This window comes from Spirillospora sp. NPDC046719 (assembly GCF_040645715.1).
Lineage (GTDB): Bacteria > Actinomycetota > Actinomycetes > Streptosporangiales > Streptosporangiaceae > Spirillospora.
Window position 1 is genome coordinate 1 of sequence record NZ_JBEYYT010000141.1, and the last position, 21,963, is coordinate 21,963.

At 71.3% G+C, this 21,963-nt stretch carries 16 protein-coding genes; 9 read left to right on the forward strand and 7 right to left on the reverse strand.

Features of this window, described 5'->3' with window-relative positions; translation table 11 throughout:
- Window positions 1-134: 134 nt before the first annotated feature.
- The 3 genes from ABZ914_RS23720 to eccD form a co-directional block, all read right to left on the reverse strand.
- A complete protein-coding gene (locus ABZ914_RS23720) occupies window positions 135-449 on the reverse strand; it encodes a WXG100 family type VII secretion target (RefSeq protein WP_500195727.1) in 315 nt (104 codons plus the stop codon).
- A 232-nt stretch (window positions 450-681) separates the two neighbouring features.
- Window positions 682-2,043 (reverse strand): type VII secretion protein EccB, encoded by a 1,362-nt coding sequence (eccB, locus tag ABZ914_RS23725; RefSeq protein WP_500195729.1) that lies wholly within the window; start codon window positions 2,041-2,043, stop codon window positions 682-684.
- The gene (gene eccD, locus ABZ914_RS23730; RefSeq protein ID WP_500195730.1) at window positions 2,043-3,434 is read right to left on the reverse strand and encodes a type VII secretion integral membrane protein EccD; all 1,392 of its coding nucleotides are present in this window, start codon (window positions 3,432-3,434) and stop codon (window positions 2,043-2,045) included. Before eccD ends, eccB begins: the two co-directional genes overlap by 1 nt.
- A 135-nt stretch (window positions 3,435-3,569) precedes the next feature.
- Between eccD and eccCa the strand changes: the two genes are divergently transcribed.
- Window positions 3,570-7,580: a type VII secretion protein EccCa gene (gene eccCa, locus ABZ914_RS23735; protein WP_500195732.1), complete on the forward strand. Its 4,011-nt coding sequence runs from the start codon at window positions 3,570-3,572 to the stop codon at window positions 7,578-7,580.
- A gap of 10 nt (window positions 7,581-7,590) precedes the next feature.
- Here the strand turns inward: eccCa and ABZ914_RS23740 are convergent, their stop codons facing one another.
- Together ABZ914_RS23740 and ABZ914_RS23745 are read right to left on the reverse strand one after the other, a co-directional pair.
- Entirely contained in the window at window positions 7,591-8,982 is a 1,392-nt protein-coding gene (locus ABZ914_RS23740) for a S8 family serine peptidase (protein ID WP_500195734.1), read from the reverse strand.
- A gap of 90 nt (window positions 8,983-9,072) precedes the next feature.
- On the reverse strand, window positions 9,073-9,489 hold the full coding sequence (locus ABZ914_RS23745) for a hypothetical protein (protein ID WP_500195735.1): 417 nt from the start codon (window positions 9,487-9,489) through the stop codon (window positions 9,073-9,075).
- 236 nt (window positions 9,490-9,725) lie between these two features.
- On the opposite strand from ABZ914_RS23745, the gene ABZ914_RS23750 reads away from it, so the two are divergent.
- Window positions 9,726-9,911: a hypothetical protein gene (locus ABZ914_RS23750; protein WP_190860440.1), complete on the forward strand. Its 186-nt coding sequence runs from the start codon at window positions 9,726-9,728 to the stop codon at window positions 9,909-9,911.
- Between the two features lie 168 nt (window positions 9,912-10,079).
- A complete protein-coding gene (locus ABZ914_RS23755; protein ID WP_500195737.1) occupies window positions 10,080-11,888 on the forward strand; it encodes a serine/threonine protein kinase in 1,809 nt (602 codons plus the stop codon).
- A 220-nt stretch (window positions 11,889-12,108) separates the two neighbouring features.
- Here the strand turns inward: ABZ914_RS23755 and ABZ914_RS23760 are convergent, their stop codons facing one another.
- Together ABZ914_RS23760 and ABZ914_RS23765 are read right to left on the reverse strand one after the other, a co-directional pair.
- The gene (locus tag ABZ914_RS23760) at window positions 12,109-12,363 is read right to left on the reverse strand and encodes a DUF397 domain-containing protein (RefSeq protein WP_372442232.1); all 255 of its coding nucleotides are present in this window, start codon (window positions 12,361-12,363) and stop codon (window positions 12,109-12,111) included.
- On the reverse strand, window positions 12,360-13,226 hold the full coding sequence (locus ABZ914_RS23765; protein ID WP_173096572.1) for a Sco1979 family transcriptional regulator: 867 nt from the start codon (window positions 13,224-13,226) through the stop codon (window positions 12,360-12,362). Before ABZ914_RS23765 ends, ABZ914_RS23760 begins: the two co-directional genes overlap by 4 nt.
- 224 nt (window positions 13,227-13,450) lie before the next feature.
- Between ABZ914_RS23765 and ABZ914_RS23770 the strand changes: the two genes are divergently transcribed.
- The 6 genes from ABZ914_RS23770 (at window position 13,451) to ABZ914_RS23795 (ending at window position 20,975) form a co-directional block, all read left to right on the forward strand.
- Window positions 13,451-14,068, forward strand: a complete 618-nt coding sequence (locus tag ABZ914_RS23770) for an ATP-binding protein (RefSeq protein WP_500195738.1) — start codon at window positions 13,451-13,453, stop codon at window positions 14,066-14,068.
- 83 nt (window positions 14,069-14,151) lie between these two features.
- The gene (locus ABZ914_RS23775) at window positions 14,152-14,505 is read left to right on the forward strand and encodes an anti-sigma factor antagonist (RefSeq protein ID WP_190860436.1); all 354 of its coding nucleotides are present in this window, start codon (window positions 14,152-14,154) and stop codon (window positions 14,503-14,505) included.
- A gap of 345 nt (window positions 14,506-14,850) precedes the next feature.
- Entirely contained in the window at window positions 14,851-16,110 is a 1,260-nt protein-coding gene (locus tag ABZ914_RS23780; protein WP_190860434.1) for an insulinase family protein, read from the forward strand.
- Window positions 16,107-17,501 (forward strand): M16 family metallopeptidase, encoded by a 1,395-nt coding sequence (locus ABZ914_RS23785; RefSeq protein ID WP_500195740.1) that lies wholly within the window; start codon window positions 16,107-16,109, stop codon window positions 17,499-17,501. The genes ABZ914_RS23780 and ABZ914_RS23785 overlap by 4 nt, the downstream gene beginning before the upstream one ends.
- Before the next feature lie 709 nt (window positions 17,502-18,210).
- Entirely contained in the window at window positions 18,211-20,142 is a 1,932-nt protein-coding gene (locus tag ABZ914_RS23790) for a sporulation protein (RefSeq protein ID WP_500195741.1), read from the forward strand.
- Window positions 20,143-20,405: 263 nt separating this feature from the next.
- Window positions 20,406-20,975 (forward strand): dihydrofolate reductase family protein, encoded by a 570-nt coding sequence (locus ABZ914_RS23795; protein ID WP_500195743.1) that lies wholly within the window; start codon window positions 20,406-20,408, stop codon window positions 20,973-20,975.
- The last annotated feature ends 988 nt before the right edge of the window (window positions 20,976-21,963 follow it).

Here is a 21,963-nt window from a genome sequence, read left to right on the forward strand (position 1 = left end):
CTGGTGAAGTTGGCCTGGGCGTTCTGCATGCCGCCGAAGTTGACGTAGGTGTAGTCGGTGCTCATCGTGGGGCCTCCCGGGCCGTGCCGTGGTGCGGTGGGTTGGTGCGGGGCGGTGGGATGGTGCGGGGTGCGTCAGCCGTTGACCAGGCCCTTGAGGGTGTTGACGCGGGCGGTCTTGTTCTGTTCGGCGGTCTCGTACTTGGCCTTGGTGTGCACGAGCTTTTCGTGGATGAGGTCCAGGTCCCCCAGGACCTTGGCGAACTCGGTCTCGAACAGGTTGTAGACCTGGGTGAACGCGGCCGAGGACTCGCCCTTCCAGGCGCTCTGCAGCTCGGCGTGGTGGGTGTTGAGCTGGTTCTTGATCTGCCCGATCTGGCCGTGGGCGTCCTGGACGTTGCCGGCCGCCTGCTGCATGTGCTGCCGGTTCACCGATGACCGGTTGCTCATCGCCGTTCTCCTTCGTCGGCTGGTTCCGGGCGTCACGACGTGACACTCGCCCGTACCGGCGAAAATCCCCATCCGCCCGATACGACGACACACCCCGTGACAACGAGCAAGATGAAGCGTAGAGACCGCCGATTCCGCCTGTCCATCAGCTAAGTCACCTGTGGATAACTATGGCGGGCGTCGCCGCTGGGCTGATCAGCGCAATCAGTCAAGTCCCTGATCGGTTCCACCGCTATTTGGCCGGAACCGGCCGCTGTGCAGCCGAAGATGTAAGGGTTGGCCCCTCTTTGAACAGTTGCAATAGATTCGCCGGAATTGGCGTCGCGTCCTTCGTTCCGTAGCCGAGTTTGGCGATGTCGTCGGCGGTGGGGATCGGGTAGCGGAGGCCCTGGTCGGTGAGGAGGGAGAACGTCTGCAGCGGCTGGCCGGGGCCGGAGAGGGTGCCCGCGAACGTCCCGCCGCCGGGGAGGACGACCTGGTCGAGGCCGGAGGACGTCTGACCGGACACGGCCGGGAGGCTGCCCCCGATGGTGAAGCGGGCGTCCGTCGATAGGTGGGACGCCTTCCGGTAGACGGTGCACAAGGGCTGCTGAGGGTCGTACGCGACGATGCGGGGCGGTGTGTCCGGCAGGGAGCGGTCGTAAAGGTTGGTCTGGGACGGCTTGGACGCGGCCTGTGCGGGGGTGATGTCGCGCGGTGGGCCCGCTGCCAGCGAGTCGAGCAGGAGCCGGGCCTGCGTAGCGGAGATGCTGGCGAGACCGTCGGGAACTTGGACGTACCACCGTTCCGGAGTGCCCGCTATGGCGGCGACATGGAAGATCTGGCCCGCCGGCGCCGAGGTGTCGCCAGGGCCGGGGAACTCGTGTCCTTCCTCGGGGATGGAGGGCGCGGCGTAGTCGGGCCCCTGGGGCAGGCCGTTCAGCCAGCGTTCGTCCACGGGCACGGGCTGCTCGGCGCTGAGTCCGCGGGCGGCCTTCGGGGTGATCCGCATCCGGCTGTTGCGCCAGATGAGCCAGTCCTGGGAGCCGCCCCTGACGACCACGCCTTGGGCGTCGGTGAGAGGGCGCCCTCCTATGTCGCGTCCGCCCACCAGGGAGACCGTGGATCCGCCCGAAGGTGCCGTAGTGCGGGCGCACAAGGACCATGACGTGTGGCTGGGCTTCCCTGGCGCGGGCAGGGACTCGGGGGCGCCCTGGATACCGGTGAGCGGGTCGCGTGGGTACTTCGCCAAGGACTTGGACGAGACGGCCTTGCGCTGGATGTCGGACGTCGGCATGGCCAGGCGGGCGGACGCGTAGTTGAGGAACGGGACGAGCTTGCGGTCCTGCCTGCTGTAGGCGTAGGTGGCGCCCGTCTCCTTCTCGATGATGAGGACACCGGGGCGTTCGAGGTTGCGGGCGCCGCCCTTGAAGATGAGGCCGGTGATGCCGAACCCAGCGGCTACCAGGACGGCCACCATGACGCCGCAGAGCGTCCCGACGCCGGTGCGGCGCAGCGGGGACTCCGCGGCGCTCGGGCGGCCCTGGAGGAGCGCCAGGGCCACGCGCTGGGTCATCAGACGGTGCGCCTGGTACAGGTCCTTGCGGGTCTGCATCAGCCGGCCAGCCCGCGCAGCCAGGAGTACAGGTCGAGCAGCCCCAACGCGAGGGGCAGCAGGCTGATGATGAGCATGATGTCGACGATGTCGCCGGCACGCCCCCAGAAGGGTGACGGCTTGCGGACGGGGAGCCGCAGGGCCATGGCCGTCATGACGGCGACGGCCAGTGCGGCGGGGACGACGACCGTCAGCAGCGTCACGGCAGGGCCGGCCGTGGCGGCTTGATGCAGGGCGAGGATGGCAAGGCCGGCGAGCCCTGACAGCAGCATCCAGAGGCGTTGTGAACGGCCGTGGAAGACACGCGCGCGCAGGAGCAGCACCAGGGAGAGGCAGACGCTCATCGTCACGGGGAGCCATCCGTGCGTGGTCAGCAGGGAGAGCTGTGCGCCGAGCCCCGCCAGCCCTACGGCGGAGACCAGTCCGGTGGCGAAGCGGTCGGCTTCGCGCGTACGACGCAGGAGGGTAGGGCCGTCGAAGGTCTGGGCGCTGCGGAGTTCTTCGGCGTTCTCCGGGACGGGAGGCAGGGGCAAGCGGGCAAGGCGGAACGCCAAGGACGGGATGAGGGCCGTGACGGCGAGGCACAAGGAGGCGTCAAGGGCGGCCGTACCCGACGGGGACAGCCCGACCCCTTGGACGAGTGCGGCGGATACCAGTCCGAGCAGCGCGACGAACCCGATGCCCAGGAACGTCGGCAGGCCGTCGTGGATGGCGAAGGCGGAGACGACGGCGGCGAGAGTGACCGCTGCGAAGGCTGCCGCCAGGTGGGGCGTTCCTAGGTCCATGAGAGGCACGGGCCTGGCCGGCGCTAGGAGGCCGCCTAGGAACGCGTACGGGAGCGCGCTGTAGCCGAACACGGCTCCAGCCCCCGAATCGCCCAGCGCGCGCGACAGGACGATCCCCGTCAGCAGGAGCACTACAGCGACACCGGCGGACACGGCCGTCAGCAGCCCCCAAGGCGGCCCCGAAAGGGCGATGCCCACGGCACCCAAGCAGAGGGCTGCTGCGCCGGCGAGGAGGCCGAAACGCCGGGTGGCCTCCGGTCGCCACCGGTCGGCGTGCTCGTTCACCCCGGTGGCGACGACGTCGGCCACGTCGTCGAACGCGACCTCGGGGAACTGGGACAGCTCGGGCCGGAAGTAGAGGATCTCCCCGTCTCGGACGCCGAGGGAGGACAGCGAGCGGGACTCGTCGAGGGGCGCCTCGTCCAGCCGCTGCAGCACCCAGCCGGAGTGCGCGAGCCCGGCGTCGGCCAAATTGTTGCCCGCGACCTGCAGCAACGTCGGAAGCATGTGGGAAAGGGGAATGTCTCCGGGCAGCGAGAGGTCCAGCCTGCGGTGCGGGGCGACGACGACCACGCGGCACAGGTCGGCGCCCGTCGAGGTATTCACGCGACCTCCGTTCGTAGCGATGACCGCACATTCACTATCAGCCGGGGCCGTTTTCCGCCACCTGGAGAATGGCTTTACATCGGGCGGCGGTCCGCGCCCGGGATCACTAGGATGACCGAAAATTGACTCCGGGTCATGACGACGCGAAGGGACGCGGCCGTGGGAATCGTGGTGGTGCGGCGGCCGGAAAGGCGGCCGCCTCCGCGGCTGCCCGAGGGCGAGATCGTGCTGGAGCCTCCCCCGGAGATCCCGGAGACGATCAGCCAGGGGTTCGCGAACGCGCTGATGTACCTGCCGATGGCGGCCAGCGGCGCCGCCATGGGGTTGATGTTCATGGGCGGCGCGGGCGGCGCCGGCGGCGGCAATCCGATCATGTGGGTGGCGTCCGGCCTGTTCGTCCTGTCGATGGTCGGCATGGGCTTCGGGCACATGGGGCAGGGCGCGGGCGAGCGGAAGCAGCGGCTGAACGGGGCGCGCCGCGACTACTACCGCTACCTGGACCAGATGCGCGCGCGCGTGCGGAAGGCCGCGGCACAGCAGCGGGAGGCCCTGGAGTGGAGCGGGCCCAGCCCGCGGACACTGTGGTCGCTGGCGATGAGCCACCGGCTGTGGGAGCGGCGCCCGGCGGACGACGACTTCGGCCAGGTGCGGATCGGCCGCGGGCGGCAGAGGCTCGCACTGGAGCTCGTCACTCCGGAGACCAAGCCGATCGAGGACCTGGAGCCGATGTGCGCCGGTGCGCTGCGGCGCTTCGTGCGCGCCCATGCGACGGTCCCCGACCTCCCCGTCGCGGTGTCGTTGCCGGCGTTCGCGCGGATCGTGGTGACGGGAGACCCGATCGCGGCTCGGTCCATGGCGCGGGCGCTGGTGGCGCAGCTTGTCGCCTTCCATACGCCGGACGATGTGCGCCTCACCATCTGCGCGTCGCCGGACCGTATGAGGCACTGGCAGTGGGCCAAGTGGCTGCCGCACTGCCTGCACCCCACGGAGGAGGACGCTGCGGGGCCTGTGCGCCTCACAGGGCACTCGCTTGCGGACCTTGAGGCTCTGCTCGAGGACGACCTGAAGGACCGCCCTCGGTTCTCTCCAGGGGTCGACACCCAGGATCTTCCGTTCCACGTGGTGGTGATGGACGACGGCATCGTCCCGGCGGACTCGCAGATAGGCGCGGACGGCATCAAGGGCGTGTGCGTCATCGACCTCAGTGGTTCCGTTGCGCCGACGTCCGACGCGACCATGCTGCGCCTGCACGTCACCAACGACGGCATGTGGATGCTGGAGCGCGACCACACCGGCAAGGAGGTGTCCAGTCCGCTGGGTAAGGCGGACTGGTTCACGCCCGTGCAGGCGGAGGGTCTCGCGCTGCGCCTGGCGCCGTTGCGGGCGGGCGCCGCGAACGAGCCGGATCAGAACGCGCTGGCCGGCAATCTCACTTTGACGTCGCTGCTCGGTCTGGCCGGGCCCTACGACATCGACCTTCGCTCCACCTGGCAGCCGCGAGCGCAACGCAACCGGCTACGCGTTCCCATAGGCGTCGACTCCGACGGCCGTACCGTGGAGCTCGACATCAAGGAGTCCGCGCAGGGCGGCATGGGTCCGCACGGGCTGCTGATCGGTGCGACGGGTTCGGGTAAGTCCGAGCTGTTGCGGACGCTGGTTCTGGCCTTGGCGGTCACGCATTCCTCGGAGACGCTCAACTTCGTCCTTGTCGACTTCAAGGGCGGGGCGACGTTCCTCGGGCTGGAACGCCTGCAGCATGTGTCGGCGGTCATCACGAACCTGGAGGAGGAGCTTCCGCTCGTCGACCGCATGTACGACGCGCTCCAGGGGGAGATGATCCGGCGGCAGGAGCTGCTGCGGGCCGCCGGGAACTACGCCTCACTGCGCGACTACGAGCGCGCGCGCGAGCAGGGCGCCCAGTTGGCCCCGCTGCCGACGCTGTTCGTGGTGCTGGACGAGTTCTCCGAGCTGCTGGCCGCCAAGCCGGAGTTCGCGGAGCTGTTCGTGATGATCGGGCGCCTGGGGCGTTCCCTGGGCGTGCACCTGCTCCTCGCCTCGCAGCGGTTGGAGGAGGGCAAGCTGCGGGGACTCGATTCGCATCTGTCGTACCGGATCGGGCTCCGCACGTTCTCGGCCATGGAGTCGCGGGTGGTCCTGGGTGTACCGGACGCCTATGAGCTGCCGTCCCAGCCCGGCAACGGTTACCTCAAGGTCGACGTCAGCGACATGGTCCGGTTCAAGGCGGCGTACGTGTCGGGGCCGGTCGAGGAGGAGGAGCGCACACAGACCGCCGCTGCCGGTACGGGGACGCCGCGCCAGATCATTCCCTACAGCACGGCTTATGTTCCGCCGCAGACGCCGCGTCAGCCCGCTCTCGAGCAGTCCGGTGCCGGGCCGGAGTCGGGCGAGACTCTGTTCAAGGCCGTCATCGATCAGCTCGCAGGGCAGGGTCCTGCAGCGCACCGCATCTGGCTGCCGCCGCTGGACGTTCCCCCCACGATCGACCAGTTGCTTCCCCCGTTGACGCCCACGCGCGAGCACGGCCTCACGGCAGCGGGCTGGGAGGGCCGTGGCCGTCTCGCCGCCGTGGTGGGGATCGTCGACCGGCCGTTCGACCAGCAGCGCGTCCCGTTCTGGGTGGACCTGTCGGCGGCGGCCGGGCATGTGGGGATCGCAGGCGCTCCGCAGACGGGCAAGTCCACGATCCTGCGCTCGCTCATCACGTCGCTCTCGCTGCTGCACACGCCGGAGGAGGTGCAGTTCTACTGCCTGGACTTCGGTGGCGGCACGCTCGCCGGCCTTTCAGGGCTGCCGCATGTGGGCGGTGTGAGCAACCGGCTCAACGCCGATCGCGTCCGCAGGACGGTCGCCGAGGTGTCCACGCTCCTTGAGCGGCGTGAGCGGGAGTTCGCCGAACGCGGCATCGACACCATCGCGACGTATCGGCGTCTACGGGCGGCCGGTCAGATCCCCGGTGACGGTTTCGGAGACGTGTTCCTCGTAGTGGATGGGTGGATGACCCTGCGTCAGGAGTACGAGCACCTGGAGGAGGTCATCACCGACATGGCCGCGCGCGGGCTCGGCTTCGGCGTGCACGTGGTGGCGACGGCCGGCAAGTGGTCGGAGTTCCGGATGGGGATCCGGGACGTGTTCGGCACGCGGCTGGAACTGCGCCTGGGCGACTCCTACGAATCGGAGATCGACCGTCGGCTGGCCGAGAACGTCCCCGAGGGGCGCCCGGGGCGTGGCCTCACGCGGGACCGCCTGCATTTCCTGGCCGCGCTGCCGCGTCTGGACGGGAAGGGCGGCGCCGACGACCTCGGCGACGGCGTGGCGAAGATGGTGGAGGCGGTCGCAGGAGCCTGGCAGGGGCCCCAGGCGCCGCCCGTGCGGCTGCTGCCGGACCTGCTGCCGTCCTCGGCCCTGCGGGAGGCTCTCGGGGACGCTGAGACGCCGAAATGGCGGGTCCCCGTCGGGATCGACGAGGACGCCCTGTCGCCGGTCCTGCTGGACTTCGCCGCCGACCCGCACTTCGTGGTCGTCGGCGACACCGAGTGCGGCAAGTCGAACCTGCTGCGGCTGATCACCGAGGGCATCGTGGCCCGCCACGGCCCCGACGAGGCGAAGCTGATCTTCATCGACTACCGGCGCGCGCTCCTCGACACGGCCGACACCGACCACCGTGTCGGCTATGCCGCTTCGGCGTCGGCCGCCACGGAGCTGGTGGCCGATCTGGTGGACGCCCTCAACGACCGCCTCCCTCCGGCCGATCTCACCCCGGAGCAGTTGCGTAAGCGGTCCTGGTGGAAGGGGTCGGACGTGTTCGTCGTCGTCGACGACTACGACCTCGTCGCCACGGCGAACAACCCGCTGCTGCAACTCCTGGACCTTCTCCCCCAGGCGCGTGACATCGGCCTTCACCTCGTCCTGTCCCGAACCATGGGCGGGATGGGCCGCGCCCTGTACGATCCGGTGATTCAGCAGTTGAAGGACTTGGCCGCACCGGCGCTCATCATGTCCGGCAGTAAGGAGGAGGGCGCGCTCTTCGGCGAGGTGCGTGCGACGCCACTGCCGGTGGGCCGGGGCACCCTCACCGACAGGCGGAACGGCGCACGCCTGGTGCAGACCGCCGTACTCGACGACTGACGGAGGTCGCTCAATGGTGGGCGCCGATGGTGCCGCCCTCCGTGCCGGTGACGATCGGCTCCTCGTCCTCTTCCCGCTCGCCTAGGACGACGCGTCCCGGACGCCATCCGCGTCGTTTCCCCATGGGGACGACGATGCCGCAGAGCGCCGCCAGTGCCGCGAGCCCTACGGCGCCTGCCGCGACGCCTATCGCGACATCGGTCGTATGGCCGTCCGGGTGCGATGGCGCCGCCAGTTTCACCGGGTGCAGTGAGGGTTGCGCGGTCGCCGCTCCAGGGGCGTCCTCGCCGGGCACTATCGCGGTGACGGCCTGCGTCGGGTTCACCATGCCGCGCCCTGTGCCGTCACCTACGTTGCCGTCGGCGGTCGACAGAACGCGCCGGACGACCTGGTCCTGATGCAGCGCGGGGTGGCTCGCCCGCACCAGCGCCACGACACCCGACACGTAGGCGGCGGCGAAGCTGGTCCCTTCCGCCTGGGGGTTGTAGCCGCCGCCGGGCCACGGAATGGTGAGGTCCCTCCCGGGCGCACCCACGTCCACCCTGGACTGCAGGCCGGACGACTCGATGCGGTGGCCGTCCTCCCCCAGCGACGCGACGGAGATGACCCCGGGATAGCTCGCGGGGTAGGCGGGGCCATCGTTTCCGTCGTCCTTGGTGGCGTTGCCCGCCGCGGCGACGACGACCGCATCGTGGTCCTGCGCGTAGCGGACGGCCTGCTCCAGGGCCGAGGACGGAGCGGCCGCTATGGAGACGTTGACGACCTGAGCGCCGGCGTCGACCGCCTTACGGATGGCGCTGGGAAGGCGCTCGCCGCCGTGCTCGTCGCGGTCGGCGTTCTGCTGTTTGACGATGACGAGGCCGGCGCCTGGCGCGACACCGGCGAGCGGGATCCCTTGGGACGTCAGGTCGCGGCCGGCGATGAGCGCGGCGACACCGGTGCCATGGCCGGCGCAGTCCCTCTTGCCCGTTGCGGTGAGATCGGTGTACTCGGCGACGCGCCCCTCCAGCATCGTGTGACCGGCGTCAACGCCGCTGTCGACGACGGCCACCTTGACGCCCTGTCCCCGGGTCAGGCCCCACACACGCTGGAAGGCGAGCCGCTTCTGCGCCCAGGATTCCTTGATCGCCCCGCGGTAGCCGCGCGGCAGGTCGCATGTGATCGGAGCCTGCGTGGCCGGTGGTGGCGCACTAGTGGACGGCTTAGGGGTCGGCTTGGCGGAGGGTTTGGCGGACGGTGTCGTCGTGGGCTTCGATGATGGCTTCTTCGAGGGCGAGGACTTCGGCGACGGCTCCACTACGGGACGTCCGAACGAGGTGCCTGGTACGGCGGCGGACGCCGGTGAGGCGGGCCACGAGGACGCCAGTAAGACACCGGCCGCAACGAGTCCGATCGCGCGCATCGCCTTCTCCCCCGGGGGCATGGGTGGCTGCTCGGCGAACGACTGTAGAGGAATCCTTACGCCGTTGGCATCGCACCTGTAGGGGAGCTGTCAAGGAGCGTGGCGCCGGTGGTCCCGCCGTAGCCGGACGGTCATCAGGACTGCTGCGATCACCGCGCCCAAGAGGAAGCCCACAAGGAAGCCGGTGCGGGAGTCCGCCGGCGCGAAGGCGAGCCATCCTGCGCAGACCACGACGACGAAGGCCGCGTAGCACGAGAGGAACACGTAGAAGCGCTTGCTGCGGAAGAACCGCCTAGCCGGAATGTCGGGCAGTGCCTGCTCCCAGGCATCGTCTCCAGGCGAGGTCAGCCGTGCGGCGAACTCCTCTACGGGACCGAACTCCTCTTCCGGGGCCTTCCCTGACTCCGCTACGTACGCGGCAAGGTCGTCCACCGTCTCCGACACCTCGCCCGCGGGGACGCCGCTGGCGCGCAGCCGTTCCGCGAGATCGTCGAAGTAGGGAGCCATGCCGGCCATCTTCACAGCCGGGCGGACGGCGGGACAAACCGGCTCCTGGCTGGGACGGCACCGGGAGTCCCGCGCCCAGACGGTGGCTCGGAGACGGCCACGGCACCTCGATCCTCGCTAAACGGAACGATCACTCGGAATAGCCGGAAGGATCTTGCGGTTGCAACTAACGTGCGAACCCCGGCCCTCGGGGTAGCACGTACGCCACGTCCACCACGACCCCCTGGAGGCGAGCTATGCCCAGCAGCATCCTTCGGCCCCGCGCCAACAACGGCCGCAAACACGTGAAGTCCACCTCGCTGCGCGCGCTCGCGGTCGCAGCGCGGCTGGAACGACACCATGCCCCGGAGGGCCCACCGGGCCGCTCCCCCGGCCGGGACGAGCAGCCGCCGCCCGAGCGGCGGACGCCGGACCCGGCCTGACCCAGCACGAGCGGCCACATCCGGCCGCCGCATCCGAAGCCCTCGCGCACCCGCGCGAGGGCTTCGGCATGCCGGGCCGGGGGCCTAGATCAACCGTTTCACGAAGCGCATACCATCTTGTGGCCATAGTCTTACGAGACGAAGCGACAGTAACGGGGAGCGAGTGGTGTGACGGACAGGACGATGCCGGACGCCCATCCGCTGCGGTCGGGGGACCCGACCGAGCTGGGTGGATACGAGATCCTGGGCCGTCTGGGAGAGGGTGGGCAGGGCGCGGTCTTCCTGGGCCGGCCGTCCGGCGCGCAGGCCTCGGTCCACTCCTCCGACCATGTCGCGATCAAGCTGCTGCACGGCGGGCTCGCCGGGGACGAGTCCGCGCGGGCCCGGTTCGTGCGGGAACTGGAAGTCGCCAAGCGCGTGGCCCGGTTCTGCACCGCGCAGGTCCTCGACGCCGACCTCGCGGGCGACCAGCCGTACATCGTCAGCGAGTACGTCCCCGGGCTGTCCCTGCACCGGGTGGTCCGCGAGGAGGGTCCCCGTACCGGTGGCGCGCTCGAACGCCTCGCCATCAGCACGCTGACGGCGCTCACCGCGATCCACCAGGCCGGGATCGTCCACCGCGACTTCAAGCCGCACAACGTGATGATGGGCCCGGACGGCCCCCGCGTGATCGACTTCGGAGTGGCGCGCGCGCTGGGCGCGGCAGGTGAGACCCAGAACGTCGGTACACCCGCCTACATGGCGCCCGAGCACTTCACGGGCGGCCAGGTGGGTCCCGCCTCGGACATGTTCGCCTGGGGCACCACCATGGTGTTCGCCGCCACCGGACGGCTCGCGTTCGGCAATGACGAGATGGCGACCGTCATGAACCGGATCATCACCGGTGAGCCGGACATCGGCGACCTGTCCGGGCCGATGCGCGACCTCGTGCTTGCGTGCCTGGCCAAGGAGCCTTCGCAGCGTCCCACCGCGCGAGAGGCCCAAGAGCGCCTCGTGGGAGCGGCCAGCGGCACCTTCCAGGTGGCCGGGGCGGTGCCGCCCCTCCCCACCTTCCCGGGGCTCGCCGTGGAGAACGCGGCGCCCGGACATCCGGGCTCGACGGACCCGAACGCTCCGCCGTCGGTGATGGCGGGAACGTTCCTGCCGCCCGACCGCGTCTCCGACGCGACCGGCCCGCGGAACGCGACGATGCCGCAGCCGCCGCCGTACGGCGAGATGGCGCCGCAGCCGACCGATCCCCGGTACGCGCCGCCGCCGGCTCCCCCAGGGCTTCCAGGGCCGTCCTATGCGCCGCCGGCGGGCGGGAAGAAGCGCGGGCGTCTCGTGCCGATCGCGGCCGCGCTGGCGGTGGCCGCCGTCATCGTGGGCGGTGGCGCGGTATGGGCCGGTACGAGGTCGGGTGGCGGCGGCCACGACGACGAAGGCGTCACGGCCTCCGAACGGAGCCCTGGCGCGGACGGAGGCGCGGCCGGCGCAGGCGGCACCACCGGATCGGCGAACGGCCCGACGAAGCCGAAGCAGCCCGGCAAGGGCAAGCAGCAAGGGCTGGGAAAGGGGCAGGACCCCGCCAACCCTAAGAAGAAGCAGGGCGGCAAGCAGCAGCAGCCGGGCGGGTCGACGCCGACCAAGGGCACCGGAGGCGGCGGGTCCTCGGGCCAGGAGCCGCCCAACAAGTACACGCCGCAGCAGGCGTGCGGCAGCGGCTACAACGTGCAGCGCTCCGTGGCCGGTTCGGGGGGCACCGCCTACCTGCTTTACAGCAACAGCACCAAGAAGAACTGCGCCGTCACGATGAAGACCAAGAACGTCGGCAAGGCCTCCGCGGTCTCGGTCTGGCTCCAGGCCCAGGGCGGCAGCCGCACCGGTGACAGCGGCTCGTACGCCTGGTACGCGGGACCCGTGTACGTGAGCGCACCGGGCGTGTGCGTCCGCTTCGGAGGCAACGGCGCCACCGCCCCCTACGGCAACTGCGGCTGACCCCGGCGTCCGGCCGGGGAGATCGGCCCGGCCCGGAGCACAAGAAGGCACGGAGCGCAAGAAAAGGCCACCCTCGCGCCGGGGTGGCCTCTGCCGTGTTCGTTCTTCGCCCTGGCGGACGGGTCGACGTGCGGTGCACCGTAGCCGACCCGCCGCGTTTCGACGTGCCGTGCGGCCCTCGTGCGGCCGGACGGCGTTGTTTGGCGGTTTTCCTGGAGTGTCAGTTGCGGGAGGCGATGAGGTGGTCGAAGTCGCCGTCCTTGGCACCGAGGATGAGCGCCTCGATCTCAGGGCGGGTGTAGATGAGGGCCGGGCCCTCCGGGTGGCGGGAGTTGCGCATCGCGACCTGCCCACCGGGCAGCTCGGCGATCTCTACACAGTTCCCTTGGGAGTTGCTTCGCCGGGACTTCAGCCACCGCGCCCCGTGGAGCTTGGTCGCGGGCATCCCGTTGTCGTAGTCGGTCTGGAGCATCATGTCTCTCTGAGAAAATCACCAAGAAGCTCGACGGTGCGCTCCGGGGTCGCACTGTCGACGCACAGGCGTTCCATCGCCTGCAGATAGGTGTCGACGTCGTCGCGCTTGTCCAGGTACATGGCGCCGGTGAGGTTCTCGACGTAAACCACGTCCGGCAGGTCCTGCTCGGGAAAGCGCAGGATCGTGAACGCCCCTCCCTCGGCGGCGTGGCCGCCGAACCTGAACGGCATGATCTGGATGGTGACGTTGGGCAGCTTCGACATCTCGATGAGGTGCTCGAACTGGCCCCGCATCACCTCCGGCCCCCCGATGGGGCGCCGCAGCGCCCCCTCGTCGATGACCGCCCACAGACGCGGGGCGTCCGGGCCGGTGAGCCGTTCCTGCCGTTGCAGGCGAAGTTCCACGCGCTGGTCGATCTCGTGTTCGGCGGCTCCGGCGTTGCCCAGGCGTATGACCGCACGCGCATACCCCTCCGACTGCAGCAGTCCCGGGACGAACTGCAGCTCGTACGTGCGGATCAACGCCGCCGACTCCTCCAGGCCCACATAGGTCTGGAACCAGCCGGGCAGCACGTCGTTGTACCGGTGCCACCAACCAGGGGTGTTGGCCTCCCGCGCCAGCTGTATCAGCGCCTCGCGTTCGGCCTTGTCGCCGACGCCGTACAGCGTGAGGAGGTCGTCCACGTCGCGTTCTTTGAAGCTGACGCGCCCGAGCTCCAGGCGGCTGATCTTCGACTCCGACGCGCGGATGACGTAGCCGGCGTCCTGACGGGTCACGCCCTTCTGCTCGCGCAGACGGCGCAGCTGCGACCCGAGCAGGATCCGACGAACCGTCGACCCGCTTCCCGGCGTCTCTGGAGTCACGCCCAACCTCCCGGCTATTCGGCGGACAGCGAACCTAGTGTGCCACTGGCCTCCGTGTCCTGCGGTTACCTCCGATCATCCGCGTGCAGCCCGGTCGCCCCACACCCCCACAACCCGGATGCACGTGCATTGGGCCTTGCATTCGCACGCTACGATGCGTAGGATAACGCACGAGACTTCCGAGCCACGGCTGCACAACGAGATCACTCTGCGGGGTCCGGGGAATGACGTCACGCCAGGCGCACGACGACACGCGGTGGGAACTCGGCTCCCTCGCGGGGCCGGCGGTCCCACGGGACCATGCCGCGCACTCGACGCCCATACCCGAGTCGTGCGATCTCCCTCCGCGCCTCGACGCGGCCGTGACCGCGCTGACGGAGCCCGCCGGGCCCGCGGCCTCCTTCATCGTCCGGCCCGACCCCGAGTCGGTCACCGAGGCCAGGCACTTCGCGCTCTCCCGGCTGTCCGAATGGGGCCTGCAGGCGCTGACCGACGACGTGGGCCTGGTGGTCTCCGAACTCGTCACCAACGCGCTGCGGCACAGCGGCAGGGCGACCTGCGGGCGGCCGGGCGACGACGTGCACCGCGAGGGCGTGTACGACGACCCGGCCGACCCGCTGGGCTCGGCGCCGTCCGCGATCCGGCTGCGGCTCGTGCACCAGAAACCCTGGCTGCTGTGCGGGATCCTGGACGCGAGCCAGGCCGCGCCCCGCCGCAAGGAGCCCGACTACATCGCCGAGACGGGCCGCGGACTGCACCTCGTCGAGTCGTTCAGCGTCCGGTGGGGATGGCGGACCCTCTCCCGCGGGAAGATCGTATGGGCGCTGTTCCGTTCGCCCTGAGGGATTCCGCCCTGAGGGATAACGTCCCGTTCCGCTGGGTATAGGGGACTGTCCCCCCGACGAACGGCAGAGAGGGAGCAACGGTGGAGTTCGCCGTCGAGCACCGCGTCGAAAAAGGTCTCACCGTCGTGAAGATCAGTGGCGAGATCGACGTCTTCACGAGCCCCCGGCTGCGCGAGGAACTGCTCGGCATCATCGACAGCGGCGGGCTGCACCTGGTGATCGACCTGGGCGAGGTCACCTTCCTCGACTCCACCGGTCTCGGCGTGCTGGTCGGCATCTACCACCGGCTCCGCGCGCGCGACGGCTCCATGTCCTTCATGGGAGTGAACGACCGGGTCCGGCGCGTCTTCCATGTGACTCAGCTCACCAAGATTTTCGTGCTGCACCGGTCGCTGGAGGACGCCATCGCGGCCCACGAGGCCGCCGCGCCCTGATCGCCGCGCCCTGATCGCCGCGTTCTGGCCGCCGCGTTCTGGCCGCCGCGTTCTGGCCGCCGCGTTCTGGCCGCCGCGTTCTGGCCGCCGCCGTTCGCCGCGTCCGGCTCCCGGCCCGGCGGCGGCGGAGGACTCCGCTCGCCCCGCTTCTCCGATCGACTTGTCGGCTTTTCTCCTGACATTCAGGGTGGCGTGCCGCGGAGTTATCCACAGTTCGCCGCGAAGGCGCCGTGCCCGGTCGCAACCGGTACGGTGAGTCAGAGATCAAGCCCGCCGCCTGGGCACCGCCCATCCGACGCGCGCGGTGCTGTCGTCAGCCGATCATCGAACGGACGGGAGCGCTCCGTGGCAGAACAGCCGCTGCATGAGCACACGCTCGGCAATGGCCTGCGCGTGGTGGTCTGCGAGGACCATGTCGTACCGCTGGCAGCCGTGAACATCTGGTACGGCGTCGGCTCGCGGCACGAGCGGGCCGGCCGGACCGGCCTCGCCCACCTCTTCGAGCACCTGATGTTCCAGGGCTCCGCCAACGTCGCCGAGGGCGAGCACGCCGCGCTGCTGGAGAGCGCCGGCGCCGCGTTCAACGCCAGCACCTCCTTCGAACGCACCAACTACTACGAGACGGTCCCCATCAGCCACCTGGAACTGGCCCTGTGGCTGGAGGCCGACCGGATGGGCACGCTGCCCGCCGCGCTCACGCAGGCCAACCTCGACAACCAGCGCGACGTGGTGAAGAACGAGCGCCGCCAGCGCTACGACAACCAGCCCTACGGCACCGCGTTCGAGCGCCTGTGCGCCCTCACCTTCCCCGACGGGCACCCCTACGCGCACACCCCGATCGGGTCCATGGAGGACCTGGACGCGACCACCCTCGAAGACTGCGCCGACTTCTTCGGGACCTGGTACGCGCCGGGCAACGCGGTCCTGTCCGTCGTCGGGGACGTCGACGCGGAGAAGACCATCGCGGCGGTCGAACGGTACTTCGGCGGCATCCCCGCCGGCCCGCAGAAGCCGCCGCCCCGGCCCGGCGACCTCGGCCCCCTCACCGGCGTGCGCGACGAGACCCTCGACGAGGACGTCCCCTCCCCCGCCTACTTCGCGATGTTCACGCTGCCCTCCGACGGCGGCGACGACATCGAGGCGGCCGAACTCGCGGTGGAGATCCTCGGCGGCGGATCCGGTTCGCGCCTCTACGACCGGATGGTCCGCCGCGACCAGATCGCCACGGAGGTCTGGGCGGGGGTGACCCGGCTGTCCACCGGGCAGTCGCTGGCCATCGTGGACGCCATCGGCCCGGAACCGGACAAGATCGCCGCCGTGCTGGACGAGGAGCTCGCCCGGTTCGCCGCGGACGGCCCCGACGCCGACGAGACCGCACGCGCCACCGCGCAGGCCGAGCGGGGCTTCCTGGAGCAGACCGAGACGGTCACCGGACTGGCCAACGCGCTCTCCCAGAACGCCACCCAGTTCGACGACCCCGCCCGGGTCTTCACCGCCCCCGGACGGGCCGCGGCCGTCACCGCGGACGCGATCAAGGAGATGGCGGGCCGCTGGCTCGCCCCGGGCGGCCGCACCGCCCTGACCTACGGAGGTACGCCGTCGTGACCGGTCCCAGCCCCGACCTGCCTCCCGGTACCGCGGGCATCGCGCTCCAGCCCCGCCCGGTGCCCGGACCGGTCCCGCCGTGGGCGTTCCCGGCCGGCACCGCGGGCCGGGTCCCCGCCGGGCCCGCCACCCTGCGCGTCGACCTGCCCGGCCGCAACCTCGCCGCGGTCAGGCTCGTGCTGCACTCGGGCGCCGGCCGCGAGCCCGAGGGCCTGGACGGCGTCGCCACGCTCACCGCGCACGCGCTGCTGGAGGGCACCGAGCCCGGCGGCGGCACCGCGCTGACCGCCGCGTTCGAGCGGCTCGGCGCCAGCCTCTACGCCTCCGCCGACCTGACCGCGCTGCGGATCGCGCTGGACGTCCCGGTGACCCGGCTCGGCGCCGCCCTGGAGCTGTTCTCCTCGGTGGTGCGCCGTCCCGCGCTGGACGACGCGGACGTGCGGCGCCTCGTCCGCGAACGGCTGGAGGAGATCGCGCAGGAGGACGCCGACCCCGGCTCCCGCGCCATGCGGGAACTGCGCGCGGTGATGTTCCCCGCCGAGGCCCGCGCGTCCCGACCGACCGGCGGCACCCGGACCTCGGTCGGCGGGCTCCAGGGCTCCGACATCCGCGACTTCTACGCCTCGGTGGTGCCCGCCGAGGCGACCGCCGTCGTCGCGGGCGACCTGGCGGGCACCGACGCCGACGCGGCCCTCACCGCGGCGCTGGAGGGCTGGACCGGCAGCGGCGGGCCGCTCCCGACCGCCGACCGGATCATGCCCGAGTCGGCCGCCCGGATCGTCGTGGTGGACCGTCCCGGCTCCGTGCAGACCTACCTCGCCCTCGGGCACGGCGTGCCCGACCGCTCCCACCACGACTGGCCGTCCCTGGTGGTCGCCTCCCACGTGCTGGGCGGCGGCCTGACGTCCCGGCTCAACGCGGTGCTGCGGGAGGAGAAGGGCTACACCTACGGTGTGCGCGCGGGACTGCTGCGCATGCGGCACTGCGGGCTGTTCATCGCTCAGGGCGCCGTCCACACCGAGGTCACCGCCGACGCGGTCGCGGACGCCCTCACCGAGCTGCGCAGCGTCATCACCCGGGGGATCGACGCCGAGGAGCACGGTTCGTCCGTCCGCGCGCTGGCCGACCGGGCGCCCGCCGAGTACGAGACGGCCCGCGCCGTCGCCGCCGAACTCGCCGACGCGTCCGCCAGCGGGCTCGGCGCCGACTACCCCAGCAACTACCTGGCGGCCGTGCGTGCGTCCACCCCGGACGGCGTCGCCCGCACCTACAACAAGCACATCGACCCCGAGGGGCTCACCATCATCGCCGTGGGCGACGCCGCGCAGATCCGCGAACCGCTGGAGAAGCTCGGCTACGCCCCGGTCACCGTCACCTCGAAGGAGGAGTGACCACCGTCCGCCCTCGCCCCCGCCGGGCCGCGGGGCCAACCCCCGCAGCCCGGCGACACGGCTCAGCAGCACCAGCCGACGGACATCAGCCGTCGATGCCGCCGCAGCCCGACCGCGCGCGGCATCGGCGGAACACGACGTCAACCAGGCACGAGCTGACGACAGCCGCAGGCCAGCACACCACAACGGGCGCAGAGCCGACGGGCACGACCCGACAGTAACCGCCAGTCGCAACACCAGAGACTGGCGGCACGGAGTTGAGGGCGCAGCCCGCCGGGCGTGAGCCCGAGCCAGGCCGACGAGCACGACCTGACCAAGGCCGTGGCCTTAACGCCAGAGAACGACGGCGTAGGACGACGGCACGAGCCGACGGGCGTGCGCCCGAGCCAGGCCGACGAGCTCGACCCGACCGAGGCCGTGGTCTGCGCCAGGGAGCGACGGCGCGTGGCGACAGCACGAGGTGAGGGGCACTGAGTCCGAGCCGGGCCGCATGACCCGGCCGGGGCCGCGGTCTCAGAGCCAGGGGCCGTCGGCACGGGGAGACGGCACGGAGCGAGGCTGGATACGCCGGGCACGCCCGACGGCGGCTACGGTCTCGCCACCACGGACCGACGGCACGGACCGGCGGGACGAGCGAACCGATGGCATGGTGGAATCCGTCTGACATTCGCGGGGGCACGCCCCGCGCGTCGCGAGAAGGGAACGGCCGGTGTCCTACGGGCAGATGGCAGGCGGGCCGTCCGTCGACACGATCCTCGCGGAGCCGAACTGCAAGCCGGGCGGCGTCGTGGCGGGCAAGGTCCACGTGCGCGGCGGCGACCGCCCCCTTGAGGTACGGCACGTCACGCTGGCGCTGATGCCGCGCATGCGCGACGGGCACGGCGAGACGGCGGGTCCGGAGGTCTACCGCGGCGCGCTGACCCGCCGCTTCACGCTGGAGCCCGCACGGCAGCGGGACCTGTCGTTCTCCATCCCGCTGCCGTACGAGCTGCCGTTCACCACCGTCCTCGGACGGGAGTTGCCCGGCTTCACCATCGGGCTGTGCACCGAGGTGGATGTCGCCGGGCAACCTGATCCCGGGGACATCGACCCCATCTCGGTGGAGCCGCTGGAGTCCCAACAGTGGGTGCTGGCGGCCATAGCGAAGCTCGGTTTCCAGATCAGGCACGTCACGTTCGAGGAATCCGAACTGCGGGGCGTCTCGCGGCACCTGCCGTTCCACCAGGAGATCCACCTGGCGCCGCCGTCCGCCTTCCACGGCCGGCTCGACCAGATCGGGCTGACCTTCGTCGCCAGCCCTCGCGAGGTGGCGTTCGTCCTGCGCGCCGAGGACCGCACCGCCCCGTCCGACGAGGCGTTCGGGGTGTTCAAGGTCGGGCACGCCGAAGCCGCCGAGACGGACTGGAACGCGAGGATCGGCAAGTGGCTCGACGAGGCCGCCGCACTGCCTCGCGCCGCCCACGCGAGCCCGCCGCCCGGAGGATCCGCGTACGGCGGGGTGACCTTTCCGCCGCCCCCGCCCTCACCCGGGCAGCCTGCTCCGGGCCCGGCGTCCCCAGGCGGCGAGTACGGCGGAGCGGGTCACGCTCAGTTCCCGCCACCCGGACCGGCTCCCGGCGCACCCCCGGCGCACTTGCAGAGCCCTGGCCACGCGGCCGGTGCCCCGCCCTTCCCGCCGCCGGGCGGCGCGGGCTATCCGGCCCCCGGCGCGCCTGGGCCGTCCGGTCCAGGCTTCCCTCCGCCTCCGCCCGGCCAGTTCGGGCCGTCCGCATTCGGCCAACAATCCGGCGAGGGCGGCCACGGCAGCGCACCCGCCTACCCGCCCGGGGCTCCAGCGCCGGGCCAGGAATTCCCGCCCCCGCCGCCGCCGGGCCAGGGATTCGCCTCACCGCCCGGCCCCGGTATGGGAGACCACGGCGCCGCGCCTGGGTATCCGCCTAGCGGTCCCCCACCGCCGGGCGGTCCCGGACACCCGCCGCAGGGCGCGCCCCCGGCAGCGAACGTCCCGCCGGGGCAGGGCACCCCGTTTCCGCCGCCTCCGCCAGGGCATCCAGGAGCCGCGAACCACGCACCCGGCTTCCCGCCGCCCCCCGCGCCGCATGGTTCAGCCCCGGGCGGTTTCCCACCGAGCGGCGCACCTGGTCTCGGGCTGCCGCCGAACAGCGCTCCAGGCGCCGGTATGCCACCGGGCAGTGCGCCTGGCGTCGGGATGCCCGGCAACGTGCCTGGTCAGCATGCCGCTGGGCCCGCTCCCTACCCGCCGCCCGCGCCTCCGGGTCCGGGGCATGGAGGGCCGTCGGGCCCGCCGCCTGCCCCGCCGGGTCCGCCGCCTGCGCCCGACGGCCCCATGTATTACGCACCGGGCGAGCCACCGCCCGCGCCTCCAGGTCCCGCACCGTATCCGCCGCCTATGCACGTCCACCATGGTCACCACGGGCATCACGGTCACCACCGCCACGGTCCCGGCATCGCCACCGCCGGCCTGGTCGGCGGCGCCGTCGTGGCGGGTGTCGCCGGGGGCATGGCCCTGGACGCCATGGGCGACGTGGCCGGCGACATCGCGGGTGATATCGCCGGCGACATAGCCGGCAACGTCGCCGCGGAGGTCCTGGGCGGCTTGCTGGGCGGCCTCTTCGGCTGACCTCGCCGCTCAGGACGTCGGTCGAGCGTTCGACGGCCCTTCCCGCCGGGCAGGTACGTGTTACTCGAGGGGCACGCCGGACCCGGCGGCGCCCGGATTGAGCAAGTCGTCTCAGCACCACGATGCGCGAGGCCGTCAGGAGGCTCGGCCGAAGCGCACCGTTGGTCGCAGACCGATGAGTCCTGGCTGCCCGCACGGTCCGCACAGGATGAAGACTGACGTCTAGCTCCATCTCGTGTCACGACGACCTGGTGGGAGAGCCGATGCGTGAGCTGGTGGTCGACATGTTCAGCACCGTCGACGGGTACGGCGGCGGCGGACCGAGACCGAAGGCGTACTGGGGGTACGAAGGGCCGGGGCTCTTCGAGTGGATACACGGCCAACTCGAGCAGGAACACGTCACCCTCATGGGCGCCGAAACGTACCGGCGGATGGCCGAGATCGTCGCGACCGGCGACGATCCGACCTTCCCGCGGATGACGGAGCTACCCAAGGTCGTCTTCTCCAAGACGCTCCGGCCGCCGCTCGCCTGGGCGAACACCACGCTCATCGACGAGCCGCTCGAGACGGCCGTGCCACGCCTCAAGGCCATGGAGGACGGTCTCCCGATGCGGACCATCGGCAGCCCGTCGCTGGTGCGCAGCCTCTTCGCGCTCGGCCTGGTCGACCGCGTCCGGGTGATGGTCTTCCCCATGATCCACGGCACCGAGGGCGAGGAGCCGGTCTTCGCCGAGCTGCCCGCGCTCGACTTGGACCTCACCACCACCACCGTGATCGACGACCGTCTCGTCCTCCTCGACTACCGCGTCGCCCGCGACCAGTCGCCCGAATAACGCCACCAGATGACGCCGCCCGGACGGTAGCGCCGGCGCCAGTCACGGCGTCCGCTGATGACACCCGAAGAGGACAGCCAGCGGTGGTGCCGACAACAGCGGCCGACAGCGGGAACTAGCGAGGGTGGCCGGTGCCTCTCCCTGGCTAGAACGGCCGATGACAGCGGACGACGGCGCCCAGCGAGGGTGGGCCAGTGAGGGTGACCAACGGTGGCCAGTGGGGTGACCGGTTCGGGCGGCCGGGGACAGCGGCCGACAGCGGCGTGTGGAGAGGATGGCCGGTGACCGTGCCTGGCGAGGGCGGCCGGTAACAGCGGACGACGGCGGCGCCCGGTGAGGGTGACCTGTGGCTGACAGCGGCGCCTAGCTAGGGCAGCCGGTGGAGCCCTGAACGTCCCTCAAAACGACGGCCCTGTTTACGCGCGTGTGCGCGTACAACGTTGGGCCCTGGCGGTGCTGGAGGAGAGGATCGGATCGGGCGTTGCCAAGGCGCAGGCGCGAACGGCCCGAGGGCCGCGCGACGACGCCGACTCCCTAGACGGACCGTGCCTGGCTAGAGCGGCCCGTGCCCGTGCCTGGCGAGGGCGGCCAGCGACGGTGGCTGATGAGGGCAGCCAATAACAGCGCCTAACAGCGGCGCCTAGCGAGGGCGGACGGCGACGGCGGACGGCGACGGTGCGCGGTGAGTGCGGCCGATGACGGTGAGGGTGGCCGATGACGGCGGATGACGACAGCGGCCCGGTGAGTGTGGCCAGCGACGATGGCCAGTGACGGCGGCTGGCGGCGGCGCGTGGCGAGGGCGACGGTGCGCGTGGCGAGGGCGGCCGGCGACGGCGCCGCGATGAGGACGCCCGGTGGCGGTGGCCGGTGGCGGTGGCCGGTGGCGGTGGCCAGTGGCGGTGGCCAGTGGCGGTGGCCAGTGGCGGTGGCCAGTGGCGGTGGCCAGTGGCGGTGGCCAGTGGCGGTGGCCAGTGGCGGTGGCCAGTGG

Bases quoted from the DNA above. Each gene is read 5' to 3' on its own strand.
- ABZ914_RS23720 (WP_500195727.1), bottom strand. From the start codon at position 449: ATGAGCAACCGGTCATCGGTGAACCGGCAGCACATGCAGCAGGCGGCC.
- eccB (WP_500195729.1), bottom strand. From the start codon at position 2,043: ATGCAGACCCGCAAGGACCTGTACCAGGCGCACCGTCTGATGACCCAG.
- eccCa (WP_500195732.1), top strand. From the start codon at position 3,570: ATGACGACGCGAAGGGACGCGGCCGTGGGAATCGTGGTGGTGCGGCGG.
- ABZ914_RS23740 (WP_500195734.1), bottom strand. From the start codon at position 8,982: ATGCGCGCGATCGGACTCGTTGCGGCCGGTGTCTTACTGGCGTCCTCG.
- ABZ914_RS23745 (WP_500195735.1), bottom strand. From the start codon at position 9,489: ATGGCTCCCTACTTCGACGATCTCGCGGAACGGCTGCGCGCCAGCGGC.
- ABZ914_RS23750 (WP_190860440.1), top strand. From the start codon at position 9,726: ATGCCCAGCAGCATCCTTCGGCCCCGCGCCAACAACGGCCGCAAACAC.
- ABZ914_RS23760 (WP_372442232.1), bottom strand. From the start codon at position 12,363: ATGATGCTCCAGACCGACTACGACAACGGGATGCCCGCGACCAAGCTC.
- ABZ914_RS23770 (WP_500195738.1), top strand. From the start codon at position 13,451: ATGACGTCACGCCAGGCGCACGACGACACGCGGTGGGAACTCGGCTCC.
- ABZ914_RS23795 (WP_500195743.1), top strand. From the start codon at position 20,406: ATGCGTGAGCTGGTGGTCGACATGTTCAGCACCGTCGACGGGTACGGC.